The 14362-nt window shown below is 41.0% G+C and carries 9 protein-coding genes and 2 rRNA genes; 5 read left to right on the top strand and 6 right to left on the bottom strand.

Features of this window, described 5'->3' with window-relative positions; all coding sequences use genetic code 11:
- The first annotated feature begins 32 nt into the window (after window positions 1–32).
- Window positions 33–1316, top strand: coding sequence for a tyrosine--tRNA ligase (tyrS, locus tag HS960_RS24035; RefSeq protein ID WP_182330770.1), 1284 nt, complete (start codon window positions 33–35; stop codon window positions 1314–1316).
- 121 nt (window positions 1317–1437) lie between these two features.
- Here the strand turns inward: tyrS and HS960_RS24030 are convergent, their stop codons facing one another.
- Window positions 1438–1947, bottom strand: a complete 510-nt coding sequence (locus HS960_RS24030) for a GNAT family N-acetyltransferase (RefSeq protein WP_120333207.1) — start codon at window positions 1945–1947, stop codon at window positions 1438–1440.
- A 272-nt stretch (window positions 1948–2219) separates the two neighbouring features.
- Here HS960_RS24030 and HS960_RS24025 point away from each other — a divergent pair, with 272 nt between their 5' ends.
- On the top strand, window positions 2220–4955 hold the full coding sequence (locus HS960_RS24025) for an FtsK/SpoIIIE family DNA translocase (protein WP_153847291.1): 2736 nt from the start codon (window positions 2220–2222) through the stop codon (window positions 4953–4955).
- 1 nt (window position 4956) lies between these two features.
- Window positions 4957–5610: a LolA family protein gene (locus tag HS960_RS24020; RefSeq protein WP_153847292.1), complete on the top strand. Its 654-nt coding sequence runs from the start codon at window positions 4957–4959 to the stop codon at window positions 5608–5610.
- Window positions 5611–5720: 110 nt separating this feature from the next.
- On the opposite strand, the gene HS960_RS24015 is transcribed toward HS960_RS24020, so the two are convergent.
- The gene (locus tag HS960_RS24015; protein ID WP_153847293.1) at window positions 5721–6533 is read right to left on the bottom strand and encodes a lytic transglycosylase domain-containing protein; all 813 of its coding nucleotides are present in this window, start codon (window positions 6531–6533) and stop codon (window positions 5721–5723) included.
- A 242-nt stretch (window positions 6534–6775) separates the two neighbouring features.
- Between HS960_RS24015 and HS960_RS24010 the strand changes: the two genes are divergently transcribed.
- Both HS960_RS24010 and HS960_RS24005 read left to right on the top strand, forming a co-directional pair.
- Window positions 6776–8467, top strand: coding sequence for a pseudouridine synthase (locus HS960_RS24010; RefSeq protein ID WP_159731098.1), 1692 nt, complete (start codon window positions 6776–6778; stop codon window positions 8465–8467).
- A 94-nt stretch (window positions 8468–8561) separates the two neighbouring features.
- A complete protein-coding gene (locus HS960_RS24005; RefSeq protein WP_159731096.1) occupies window positions 8562–9029 on the top strand; it encodes a pyrophosphohydrolase domain-containing protein in 468 nt (155 codons plus the stop codon).
- 150 nt (window positions 9030–9179) lie between these two features.
- Here the strand turns inward: HS960_RS24005 and HS960_RS24000 are convergent, their stop codons facing one another.
- The 4 genes from HS960_RS24000 to HS960_RS23985 all read right to left on the bottom strand — a co-directional run bounded on the left by HS960_RS24000 (window position 9180) and on the right by HS960_RS23985 (window position 14185).
- On the bottom strand, window positions 9180–10121 hold the full coding sequence (locus tag HS960_RS24000) for a TIGR01212 family radical SAM protein (protein ID WP_120333202.1): 942 nt from the start codon (window positions 10119–10121) through the stop codon (window positions 9180–9182).
- 16 nt (window positions 10122–10137) lie between these two features.
- Window positions 10138–10887, bottom strand: coding sequence for a hypothetical protein (locus tag HS960_RS23995; protein ID WP_182330769.1), 750 nt, complete (start codon window positions 10885–10887; stop codon window positions 10138–10140).
- 180 nt (window positions 10888–11067) lie between these two features.
- Window positions 11068–11179, bottom strand: a 5S ribosomal RNA gene (rrf, locus tag HS960_RS23990).
- A 126-nt stretch (window positions 11180–11305) separates the two neighbouring features.
- Window positions 11306–14185 (bottom strand): 23S ribosomal RNA (locus tag HS960_RS23985).
- Between the last annotated feature and the right edge of the window lie 177 nt (window positions 14186–14362).

Raw genomic sequence — 14362 nt, 5'->3', positions numbered from 1 at the left:
CTTGTAAATTAAAAAATTAAATCCATTTAACAATGAGCTTTGTAGAAGAATTACGTTGGAGAGGCATGTTGCAAGATATTATGCCAGGCACTGAAGACTTACTGAATAAAGAAAAAGTCGCTGGTTATATCGGCTTTGATCCCACAGGCGACTCTCTACACGTAGGACACTTGACGCAGATCATGACTTTGATTCACTTCCAAAATGCAGGCCACAAACCAGTTGCCCTGGTTGGAGGAGCGACAGGAATGATCGGAGACCCTTCTTTCAAATCTGCAGAGCGTAACTTGCTGGACGAAGCTACCTTACAGCATAATGTAGCTTGTCTGAAAAAACAGTTAGGCAAATTTCTTGAATTTGGAGAAGGTGAAAATGACGCCCAAATGGTTAATAATTACGACTGGTTCAAAGATTTTAAATTTTTGGATTTTATTCGTGATATCGGTAAAATGATTACCGTTAACTATATGATGTCAAAAGATTCGGTAAAAAAACGTCTGGAAGGCGACAATGGTCTTTCATTTACAGAGTTTACCTATCAATTGATTCAAGGATATGACTTCTACTACCTTTGGAAGCACCATAACTGTAAAGTTCAAATGGGTGGGTCCGACCAATGGGGTAACATTGTAACAGGAAGTGAAATGATTCGTCGCCAAGATCAGGGAACGGCCTATGCAATCACCACGCAATTAATCAAAAAAGCCGATGGTCAGAAATTTGGAAAAACCGAATCTGGTGCCGTATGGTTAGATCCAAAGAAAACCTCTCCGTATAAATATTACCAATTTTGGTTGAATACGTCAGATGATGATGCTAAAAACTGGATCAAAATTTTCACGCTCAAACCTCAGAACGAAATAAAGTCTATTATTGCAGAACATGATGCAGCGCCACACTTACGTTTAGTTCAAAAAGCACTGGCAAAAGATATCACCATTCGTACCCACTCCGAAGAAGCATACGAAACTGCGATCAAAACTTCTGAATTTCTTTTTGGTAATGGTTCTTTAGAATTTTTGAACAACTTAGACCACGAGGCTGTTTTAGAGGTATTTGAAGGCATCCCTCAGTTTCAGGTCGCTAAAGCAGACCTTGCAGCAGGCATCAATATTCTTGATTTACTGGCTGTTCAGACACAAGTATTCCCTTCCAAAGGTGAAGCCCGCAAAATGCTTCAGGGCGGCGGAGTTTCTATCAACCGAGAAAAAGCAACTGATATAGAAGAGTCAGTTACGGAAAATCACCTTGTAAACAATAAATATATTGTTGCACAACGCGGTAAAAAGAATTACTACCTGATTATCGTAGATTAATGATCAGCAATATCCTGATTTAATAATCCATAAGTATAAAAAAGTCCCTTTTGATTTAATCAAAAGGGACTTTTTTATGCAATCCAAAGCTATTCTTGCACCGCTAAAAAATTCGGTCCGGTTATTTTAATAGTTTTTCAAATGCCTTACGCGATGCTCCTCTAAAATGTACCTCCCCACAATATTGATACCCCAGCTTTTCGAACACATGCAACATTCCTCCATTGTCAAAATTAGTATCCACCTTAATACTATAAACCCCATGATCAACCGCGATCTTCTCCACCCCAGACATGATTCCCGTTCCCACACCTTTCATATGCGGATCCTGCGCCGAAGCCAATCGGTGTATACCGACATAAGGACCATCACTTAACCATTTTCCGTCAATATCATTATAAGCAGGTTCGACATCAAAAATAATAGCAACATAACCTACAATCCTATGCTCCACTTCAACGACATGCCCGTAGCCCTTATCAATATCCGACTGCACAACATCTTCATTCGGATAACCATCTTGCCATTGTCGGCTCCCTTGTTCTTTCCTGAGGGCAATTGCTTGTTGTATAATTTCCCAAATCCGTCCTTTATCAGCCAATGTAGCTTTTCGTATTTCAAACTTGTTCATCCTATCTGTTATTTTTATTCGTAAAACTACATATTTTACAGCAACTCCAAAGAATACACCAAAACAGCAATCTGTATAGATATGCACATTCTTTGATCAAACCTATTTGCAGGGCATAGTATTTGCTAGTCATTATAGCTATCAAGCTTTTTAGCTACATCTAAATTTATTCATTCATAAAAAACGACAAACTTAAAATAATAGGCCATCAGCATCTTTAAAATACTATCAAAATAACTAAGTTTGTAAGCAGTATAATTGTGAGCTTTTCAATGTCAAACAAAGGAAATACATTTAGGCAGACAGGGAATTCGGTTTCCGGCAAACGTGCCCCTCAAAAGGAATCAACAACATTTAAAAAAGAAAAAAGTCAAAAAAACAGTGTACCAAGAGATTATTCCGATGCACAGCAGAAGGCTGTCAAGATATTAGGGATTTTATTGATCTTGCTTTCATTGGCATTTGCTACAGCTTTCGTCTCCTACCTATTCACTTGGGAAGACGATCAAAGTTATATCGCAAAAACCAATGGCGGATGGTCGACATTATTCAGATCTACAGAAGAAATTCATGATGAAGCTGTTGATCTACCCGTTGTCGATAATAAACTAGGGAAATTTGGCGCATTACTTGCCAACCAATTCATGTACGAATGGTTTGGCGTCGCATCTTTTCTTTTTATCCCGGTATTATTCATTTTAGGATATCGCTTGTTGTTCAAGAAATCATTGCTTCCATTATACCGTACTGTAGTCTATTCTTTTGTTGCAATCGTTTTTATCTCGGTAACATTAGGCTTCCTCCATGGATTTATGGCCGATACACCGCATATGCTTGAGGGGAAATTTGGTTTTTGGACTAATAAATTACTGGAAGCACAAGTTGGCATTGTCGGCGTAGGCTGTATATTGGCTTTTGCCTACCTGACAACATTAATCTTACTTTACAACCTCGATTTTAAATTTGTCCTATTCAGTAACAGAAAATCCAAGTCATTCTCCGAAGATTTGGACGAAGAGGATGAGGATGAATACGCTCCACACAATCTAAGAAACAAAATTCATATTGAAGATGATTCCATCCAATCTGTACGGGAATCTATTCAACGGCCAACATCAATCAATGAGCGATTTCAATCTGCTCGTGAAAAAGATTTACAGGAAGAACTTCAGCGCCCTGCCTTTACACATCACCCCGTACCTGAAGTACAAATTGATCCGAAAGACAAAGTGGTGCTCTCATTCGACGACAGTCCGCTGGAACGAACAGATAATACGCCTTCAATCAGTTTTACAATTGATCAGCCGAATGAAGAATTTGGAGCGGAAGACTTACCGCTAATCCGGGAATATCAAGCACCGAAAATCGAAGCAGAACCTCAACAAGAGCTAGAAGCTGCCATTGAACCCGATGCAGTACCTGGTCTGGTGGTTGAAGATATCAAAGAGGAAAAAGAAATCACTGCTAGTGACCTTGTGGCCCAATTCGGACAATATGACCCAAAATTGGACCTTTCTGGCTACCAACATCCGACATTGGATTTATTGAAGGACTATGGTGGTGGTAAAATTACCATCAATCAACAGGAACTCGAAGCGAACAAAAACAGGATTGTTGATACACTAAGAAACTATAGCATCGAGATCGAAAGTATCAAAGCAACTATAGGTCCAACGGTAACTTTGTATGAAATTATACCAAAACCAGGTGTACGGATTTCAAAAATCAAAAATCTGGAAGATGACATTGCCTTAAGTCTTGCGGCATTGGGTATACGTATTATTGCACCTATGCCAGGAAAGGGAACGATCGGTATTGAGGTGCCAAACTCCAGTCCGGAAATGGTATCCATGCGATCTGTACTTGCTACGGAGAAGTTTCAGAAAACAGACATGGATCTCCCAATTGCTTTAGGTAAAACGATTTCTAATGAAGTCTATATTGCCGATTTAGCTAAAATGCCTCACCTTCTAGTTGCAGGGGCTACCGGACAAGGTAAATCAGTAGGTATCAACGCCATTCTGACCTCCTTACTGTATAAAAAGCATCCGGCCGAACTAAAATTTGTCCTTGTTGACCCTAAGAAGGTGGAACTTTCTCTATTCAAAAAAGTAGAGCGCCACTTCCTCGCAAAATTGCCTGACGACGGAGATGCAATTATCACCGATACGAAGAAGGTAATCAACACCTTAAATTCTCTGTGTATAGAAATGGATCAACGTTATGATTTGTTAAAAAATGCGCAGGTACGGAATTTAAAGGAATATAATGCAAAATTTATCAATCGCAGATTAAACCCTGAGGAGGGTCATCGATTCTTACCATATATCGTTCTTATTGTTGATGAGTTTGCCGACTTAATGATGACAGCAGGAAAAGAGGTCGAAACACCGATTGCACGATTGGCACAATTGGCCCGCGCGGTAGGGATTCACTTGGTTATTGCAACCCAACGTCCTTCTGTCAATATCATTACCGGTACAATCAAGGCCAACTTCCCTGCACGTCTTGCATTCCGTGTATTATCGAAAGTCGATTCACGGACCATTCTAGATACAGGCGGGGCAGATCAGTTGATCGGTCGAGGTGACATGCTTCTAGCGACTGGAAGTGATTTGATACGTATTCAGTGTGCTTTTGTTGATACTCCAGAGGTTGAACAAATTTCCGACTATATCGGTGCACAACGAGGCTACCCTTCGGCATTTATGCTTCCGGAATACGTAGACGAAAACGGAGATGGTTCTGGTAGTGTGGATTTTGATCCCAAAGACCGCGATCAGTTGTTCGAAGAAGCTGCCCGATTGATTGTCATGCATCAGCAAGGCTCTACTTCATTAATCCAACGTAAATTAAAATTGGGTTATAACAGAGCAGGACGAATCATCGATCAATTGGAAGCTGCTGGAATTGTAGGTCCATTTGAAGGAAGTAAGGCCCGCGAGGTACTTTATCCAGATGAGTATTCATTAGAACAATTTTTGGAGACGTTAAGAAAGGACAACTAAGATGAAAAAACAATTGTGGTTTATGGTAGGTTTGCTAATTATTGCATACAGCCAAAACAGTTATGCACAAAATGATGCCGCTGCTAAAGCATTACTGACGAAAGTAAGCCAAAAGTACAGTGCATACAAAACAATACAGGCCAACTTCTCATTAGATATTAAACAAGCTAATGGTGGCTCACATACTGACGCTGGAACAATATACCTGGACAAGAGTAACAACAAGTACCAGGTCAATACCAAAAATCAAGTATTGATATCGGATTCCAAGACACAGTGGAATATCATGAAAACAGAAAAGGAAGTTGAAATCTCAGAAGCAAGCAATTCGACCAACGAGATCAATCCAACAAACATATTCAGCTTCTACACCAGCGGTTTTAAATATACCTTGACCAATACTGAAAAGGTAAAGGGGCTTACGCTAAGTGTCGTTGAATTAAGTCCGCTCGATAGCAAAAAAAACTATTCAAAGATAAAGCTACGTATCAATAAGGCAAGCAACCTGATCTATGACACGACCGTTTTTGATAAAAGTGGTAATCGCTATACCTATACATTAGCTTCGCAAGAGGGCAATAAGGGCTTTTCAGCTAATCTATTCGCATTCAACAAAAATGATTACAAAGGTTTTGAAATCGTCGATTTAAGATAAAAATCTACCGACGCTATAACACTGATTAAACGCAGTACCATAAAAAAGGCTTTCCAGTATTGGAAAGCCTTTTTTATGGTACTTTAATCGTTATTGTACTTTGCGCAATTTTATAGCATATTAGGTTCTTTATCCAACGTCTCGCTTTCTTTGTTTGCATAACGCGAATAACCATGCTTTTGCGGATGTTCGATAATTTCCTTCATAGAAACAAGTTTGTAAACATACGAACCCGTTTCATTATTCAATTTCAATGCAAAATAGTCGTCCTTTTTTTGTCTTCTTATAGAACCTCTTAAACTACCATCACCGACATTATATGCTGCAGCTACCAAGGTCCAGTTTCCAAATTGGGCATACAGGTATTTCAGGTATCTGGCAGCAGCATGTGTAGATTTGACAAGATCTTTCCGGTCATCTACTGTACTATTGACTTTCAATCCATACAATCGCGCTGTTGCCGGCATAAACTGCCAATAACCACCAGCTCCCTTAGATGAAACAACAGCTTTACTAAGCCCGCTTTCCACTAAGGGGATATACTTAAAATCTTCCGGAATACCATGTGATTTAAGGATCTTTGCAATCATAGGCAAATAGGTCTCTGCCTTTTTGTGCATATCGTATGATCCTGTTTTTTTAAACGAGAATCGATTGAAAAATTTGCGCAATTTACTTTCCACAAGCGGACGATCCATCGGTAATGAATCTTCGGCAAATGTCAATGAATTCATATAAGATTCAAACGAATTGCTTTTTTCTTTTTTTTCTTCTTCGTCCCCATGATGAGCGGGAACTACTACGAGCTTCGGTTCAACGATCTTATCGCCGTTTGAAGCGTTGTTGTGTGGGGTTGAGTATAATTTTGACAGCAATAAAGCAAACAAAATCAAACTACTACATAAAACTTTCTTTCTTATCATTCACTCCCTTAATGCTATCCTATCCACGACTCTAATCGATCAAAAAATAGCTTGGTTCAAATTCAAGGGTACAAAGGTAAACACTATTTATTTAAAAAACAAATAGTTACAATACAGACAATTTAAAGCGGCTTTTTTAGCGTAAAAACGCAGTAAATTCAAGAAAAGACAAAAAGATAAGGATTTTTTCGCAAAACCCAAAATTATACCTAACTTTGTGGTTCACATTTTAGCAAAACACAATGCCATTCAGCAATAAAAGGAACAGTCGTGATGACAACTCCAGAAAGTCACGAGGCAACTCAGATAGCTTCAAATCTAGAGGCGATAATAATAATAGTTTCGGAAAAAAATCATATGGGTCAAATGACCAATCTGAAAGAGGCTCTTTCAGAAAAGATGATAATCGTGAGAACAGATCATTCGGATCTAAAAAATTCTCAGACAAACCTCCCTTCCGAGGAGAGAACAATTCCTTTCGTTCAAAAGATAATTCAGAAAAATCCTTTGGTAGAGGAAGCCGTTCATTTGATAAAAATGATTCTTCAAGATCTTTTGACAAAAAAGATTCCTTCAATAAATTTGATAGATCAGAACGTTCTTTTGACAAAAAAGATAACTTCAAACGTTCCGATAGAAATGACTCTTCAAGATCTTTTGACCGTTCAGAACGTTCTTTTGATAAAAGAGATAGTTTCAAACGTTCAGATAGAAATGACTCTTCAAGATCTTTTGACCGTTCAGAGCGTTCTTTTGACAAAAAAGATAACTTCAAACGTTCAGATAGAAATGACTCTTCAAGATCTTTTGACCGTTCAGAGCGTTCTTTCGATAAAAAGGATAACTTCAAACGTACAGATAGAAATGATTCCACAAGATCTTTTGACCGTTCAGAGCGTTCTTTCGATAAAAAGGATAACTTCAAACGTACAGACAGAAATGATTCCACAAGATCTTTTGACCGTTCAGAACGTTCTTTCGATAAAAAAGATAATTTCAAACGTTCAGACAGAAGTGATTCTCCAAGATCTTTTGATAGATCAGAACGTTCTTCCGATAAAAAAGATAGCTTCAAACGTTCAGACAGAAATGACTCTTCAAGACCTTCTAACAGAAAGTTTGATGGCGAAAGAAGTAGAAATTTTGATGACAACAAAAACTTTGGTGATAAACAATATATTAAACGTCCAAAGAAAAAAGCAGAGGATGCAGAGGATGACGGCTTAGTTCGTTTAAATCGTTACATCGCCAATGCTGGTATTTGTTCAAGACGTAAAGCTGATGAGCTTATCACTGCTGGTGTCATTTGGGTAAATGGAGAACCTGTTACAGAATTGGGTACTAAGGTAGATCCTGCAACAGATGAAATCCGTTACAATAACGAACGATTAAAACGTGAAAAAAATGTTTATGTTTTGTTAAACAAACCAAAAGATTATATCACGACTACAGATGATCCTCAGGAGCGTCATACCGTAATGGAACTAGTTTCTAAAGCGACAAAAGAAAGAATCTATCCTGTTGGTCGTCTTGACAGAAACACAACGGGGCTACTTTTAATGACAAATGATGGTAGTCTTGCTGAAAAACTTTCACACCCGCGCAACAGCATCAGCAAAATCTATAATGTCGAGTTAAACAAAAGCCTTACACAAGGCGATTTTAACAAAATCAACTTTGGTATCGAATTAGAAGATGGTGTAATCAAACCCGATGACTTGAGCTATGTCCAAGGTGGATCAAAACGTGAAGTTGGCATCCAAATCCACTCGGGAAAAAATCGTATCGTACGTCGTATTTTTGAGTCACTAGGATATGAAGTCGTTAAATTGGACCGCGTGGTTTATGCAAACCTAACGAAAAAAGATCTTCCACGTGGCCGTTGGAGATATTTAGAGGAGCGTGAAATCGTGCAATTAAAGCACCTGATTTAATCGCTTAAGAAGATAAATAAAAATAAAGGACGGTCATTCAGTTAACCGTCCTTTATTTTTTATATTTGCTCTTTCAAATAAAACAACAAAGAATATGACTGATCCGAAAACACTTTCATCCGTTGCGGAATTCCATAAAACATTCCAACATCCAATCCTAGACACCCCTACTATTCCATCTGAACAAAGATGTGCCTTACGGGTATCATTGATCGCTGAGGAATTAAAAGAATTAGAAGAAGCCATCCAGGATAAGGATTTGGTAGAGATTGCAGACGCACTATGTGACATTCAATATGTACTTGCTGGAGCGGTATTAGAATTTGGTTTAAAAGATAAATTCTCCGCTCTTTTTGATGAAGTTCAACGTTCCAATATGAGCAAGGCATGTAAAGACGAAGCAGAAGCCATCGCTACACAGGAGCACTATAAATTAAAAGGTGTAGAATCCTATTATAAAGAAGTTGATGGCAAATTTCTGGTATTCAGAACAGCCGACAATAAAACGTTAAAATCTATCAATTATTCTCCAGCCGATCTAAAAACGATTATTGAAGGCTAAATAAAAGATGGTGATCGTACGCTATTTTTTGCAGGTAAACAGCAAAGGCTTCTTTAGAGAAGCCTTTGCTGTTTTTATAGGGCGAAATATATTCATTAAACGCGATAGCATACAATGATCTATCAAAAGAGTAGAAAATATTAGGGGCGACTAAAAAAGACTTCCCTGCACGACCTGACGCGCTTCCAATCCCTTATCGATGTATGTTTGAATACCTGATTTCGGTAAGCCCCAGTTCGGGGCAATTAACAATTCTTTATCTGCAATCCCGAAAATACGTTGAATGATCAGATCAGGACGCAATCGAGGAATAAACTTCGCTAAGAACTCGGTGTAACCTTCCATCGAAAAAAGTTCAAAGGGCTCACGTTTGAACTTAACCCCCATAATAGATCCCTCTACAATATGTAGGTGATGCAACTTCACAAATTTAATCTGTGGAAACCGGTTGATTTCATCTGCATATTTCAACATCATTTCTTCAGATTCCCATGGGAAGCCAAAGATTGTATGCACACAAAGCTCCAAAGGGGTATCTTTCAGCATATCCATGGCCTGAACAAATTCGTCGTGAGAACAGCCTCTATTGATCTGCTCCAATGTATCGTTGTAGATAGATTCCATACCCATTTCCAAATCCACATCGTAACGATCTGTATAAGACTCCAACAATGCAATCTTTTCAAAATCCAAACAATCAGGACGTGTGCCAACAGAAAGCCCCAAAGTATTTTCAGGATCAATACTTAAGGCCTCATCATACATCATTTTCAGTAGATGAGTCGGCGCATATGTATTTGTATTTGGTTGGAAATAAATAATAAACTTCTCGGCGCCATAGCTATTACGTGCTCTTTCAATACCCGATTCCACCTGCTCCCGTATCGAAGGAATTTTCCGGGCAGTATCCGGTGTAAAAGAATCTACATTACAGTAAGTACAACCACCATAACCCTTACTACCATCACGATTGGGACAAGTAAAATTACCATCCACAATCACTTTAAACACTTTCTGTCCGTTATACTTTTGCTTTAAATAAGCCCCGTAATGATTATACGGTTTAATTCCGTTGTCCAATAATGTACCCATTGCGCTGCAAAGTTACTCAATAAAAATCATATGTGACCATTACTTTCTCAGGATCAAATGTTAAACTGATATGGCCATCACGAAAATCTTCCCAAGATAATTTATACGAACTATCCTTAACTGTTTTCTCCAAATCGAAGTAATTTCTTTTAATGGCTAAATTGGGGGAATTATCATAATAAGTAGGTAAACCGTAATAGAATACGAAAAATTGTTCAAATTCTTTAAATGACAAATAGCTATAAAACCTATTCCTATTTCTTGAAACTAATATCTCAATTTTTTTTAGTCTGCCATTTGTATAAAAATAATCAAGTGTTTTATAATACAGTGCATTCAACCATTTACCGCCAATAAATTGGATATGACCAGGATCGATGACGACCATTGTATCCCTACTCCCTGTATATGTCCCCAATTCCCCTATAGAAGATCTTTCCCCAAGATTAATGATATACTGGCGAGCTATATTGGTCGATCTACCATCTTTATTTGCCGGTATCCACTTTGATATGGATGAAAATTTTTGATTCATTTCTTCAGTCTTATCTACATGGCCAAAATTGCTAGAAACAACTCTGACAGTGCTATCCTTACTAACCTCGAATCCCACATGTCCTTCATCATTAAGCATATTCTTATCACGTTTCCATTTTTCATTTAACTGCCTATAAAAATCAACAATACCTATCTTGGGGGTTGGAAGATAGTTTTCGTAAGAAACAAAAATGTAATCCTGTCCGTCTTGGCAAATACCTGATCTCAAATTAAACAAGAGAAGGCAGACGATGATCAAACAATTTCTCATATGGCCAGTAAGTAATATTTACAGCAATATACAAAAACCTAGATACGGGAGTTCTAGAACAGGCGAGATGCTGCTTCACATGGAAGTATTTAAACGAAAGAAGCCCTTGACTGTTTCCAGCAAGGGCTTCCGTGTAAAAAAAGGCACCGACCTACTCTCCCACCTGTTACGGCAATACCATCGGCTCTGGCGGGCTTGACTGCTCTGTTCGGAATGGGAAGAGGTAGACACCGCCGATATAGGCACCTAAAAATCTTTATTGGCTGATCTATGATATTCATATCATCTTATTCATGCCAACTGACATAGCTATTGAAAGAGGTTCGTTTCTTGTTTGTTTCAAAAATTAAAGAGGAAGACAACAGTGTCTGTCTGCTTGAGAAAGCTTCGGGCTATTAGTACCACTTGGCTTTGGTCTCTCAACCTTTACACCTATGGCCTATCAACGTAGTCATCTTCTACGACCCTATAAGGAAGTCTCATCTCGTGGCTAGTTTCGCACTTAGATGCTTTCAGCGCTTATCTATTCCAGACGTAGCTACCCTGCCGTACACCTGGCGGCATAACAGGTTCACCAGAGGTCTGTCCAACCCGGTCCTCTCGTACTAAGGTCAGATCCACTCAAACTTCCAACGCCCACAACAGATAGGGACCGAACTGTCTCGCGACGTTCTGAACCCAGCTCGCGTGCCACTTTAATGGGCGAACAGCCCAACCCTTGGGACCTTCTCCAGCCCCAGGATGTGACGAGCCGACATCGAGGTGCCAAACCTCCCCGTCGATATGAGCTCTTGGGGGAGATCAGCCTGTTATCCCCAGCGTACCTTTTATCCTTTGAGCGATGGCCCTTCCATACAGAACCACCGGATCACTATGTCCGTCTTTCGACCCTGTTCGACTTGTCGGTCTCACAGTCAAGCAAGCTTATGCCATTGCACTCCACGTACGGTTACCAAGCGTACTGAGCTTACCTTTGAAAGCCTCCGTTACCTTTTTGGAGGCGACCACCCCAGTCAAACTACCCACCAAACAATGTCCTCGGCATGACCGAGTTAGAAACCGAATACAGAAAGGGCGGTATTTCAAGGTTGATTCCATGACTCCTGGCGAAGCCACTTCAACATCTCCCGCCTATCCTACACATCCTGTACCCAATCTCAATGTTAAGCTATAGTGAAGGTGCATGGGGTCTTTCCGTCCCGTTGCGGGTAATCGGCGTCTTCACCGATACCACAATTTCACCGAGCTCATGGCTGAGACAGCGCCCAGATCGTTACACCATTCGTGCAGGTCGGAACTTACCCGACAAGGAATTTCGCTACCTTAGGACCGTTATAGTTACGGCCGCCGTTTACTGGGGCTTCGATTCAATGCTTCTCTTGCGATGACATCCCCTCTTAACCTTCCAGCACCGGGCAGGTGTCAGGCCTTATACTTCATCTTGCGATTTTGCAAAGCCATATGTTTTTGTTAAACAGTCGCCTGGGCCTTTTCACTGCGGCTGCTCATCGCTGAGACAGCGCCCCTTCTCCCGAAGTTACAGGGCCATTTTGCCGAGTTCCTTAGCCATGACTCACTCGAGCACCTTAGGATTCTCTCCTCGACCACCTGTGTCGGTTTGCGGTACGGGTCTTCATAACCTGAAGCTTAGCGGGTTTTCTTGGAAGTCTGTTTACCTGCTCTATCAGCGCCACCGGAGCTTTGCTGTACTATTGGGTTTCAGCAGGGTCGGCGGATTTGCCTACCGTCCCTATACCTACGCCTTTCAACGAACTATTCCGTCAGTTCGCGGCAGTGTCACTACTCCGTCACCACATCGCAGTTATGAAGAGTACTGGAATATTAACCAGTTGTCCATCGGCTTGCCCCCTTCGGGTGCGCCTTAGGTCCCGACTGACCCTGATCCGATTAACGTTGATCAGGAAACCTTGGTCTTTCGGTGGGCGGGTTTCTCACCCGCCTTATCGTTACTTATGCCTACATTTGCTTTTCCATAACCTCCACAGTTCATTGCCAAACTGCTTCTCCGGCGATGGAATGCTCCCCTACCAGATGCACCTAAGTGCAAATCCATAGCTTCGGTACCGTTCTTGATGCCCGTTTATTATCCACGCCCGGCCGCTCGACTAGTGAGCTGTTACGCACTCTTTAAATGAATGGCTGCTTCCAAGCCAACATCCTAGCTGTCTGGGCAACCGGACCTCGTTAGTTCAACTTAGAACGAATTTGGGGACCTTAGCTGATGGTCTGGGTTCTTTCCCTCTCGGCCTTGGACCTTAGCACCCAAAGCCTCACTGCCGGCTATATTTGATAGCATTCGGAGTTCGTCTGGATTTGGTAGGATTTGACTCCCCCGCACCCAATCGGTAGCTCTACCTCTATCAAACTCTACGCCGACGCTGTTCCTAAAAACATTTCGGGGAGTACGAGCTATTTCCCAGTTTGATTGGCCTTTCACCCCTACCCTCAGGTCATCCGGAAACTTTTCAACGTTTATCGGTTCGGTCCTCCATTACATGTTACTGCAACTTCAACCTGCCCAAGGGTAGATCACAAGGTTTCGCGTCTACCTCATCTGACTATGCGCCCTATTAAGACTCGCTTTCGCTTCGGCTGCGTCCCTGAAGGACTTAACCTTGCCAGACAAGAGTAACTCGTAGGCTCATTATGCAAAAGGCACGCTGTCACAGAACTTGTCTGCTCCAACCGCTTGTAAGCACACGGTTTCAGGTTCTTTTCACTCCCCTGTTCGGGGTTCTTTTCACCTTTCCCTCACGGTACTGGTTCACTATCGGTCTCTCAGGAGTATTTAGCCTTACCAGATGGTGCTGGTGGATTCCCACAGGATTTCTCCGGTCCCGCGGTACTCAGGATACCACTATGTCAACATTCTTTACCTGTACGGGGCTCTCACCCTTGTCGCGCAGTTTCCCACCTGCTTCCAGTTCATAGCGCTGTACAATCTCGTGGTCCTACAACCCCGACCATGCCGTAACATGATCGGTTTGGGCTCTTTCCCGTTCGCTCGCCACTACTTGGGAAATCATTGTTATTTTCTTCTCCTACGCCTACTTAGATGTTTCAGTTCAGCGCGTTCGCGTTTTATACGACTATTCTTCAAATAGTCAGGTTGCCCCATTCGGAAATCTCTGGATCAAGTCGCATTTGCCAATCCCCAAAGCTTATCGCAGCTTATCACGTCCTTCTTCGCCTCTGAGAGCCTAGGCATCCCCCGTGTGCCCTTATTTACTTTCTTCACCGGCATAGCCTTTTGCCACTATGCGGCTGCTTTTGATATATATACACGTATGCTAGGTTCGGGATCGTTCGGCCTTGACCGAGGGTCTCTCCCTTACTTCAAACACATACACGTATTGTCTCTATACTGTTGTCTTCTCTTGTAATTTTTTTTCTCTTTCAATATGTCAAAGAA

The organism is Sphingobacterium paramultivorum, assembly GCF_014109745.1.
GTDB lineage: Bacteria > Bacteroidota > Bacteroidia > Sphingobacteriales > Sphingobacteriaceae > Sphingobacterium > Sphingobacterium paramultivorum.
This window is presented reverse-complemented; position numbering and strand designations above follow the sequence as displayed.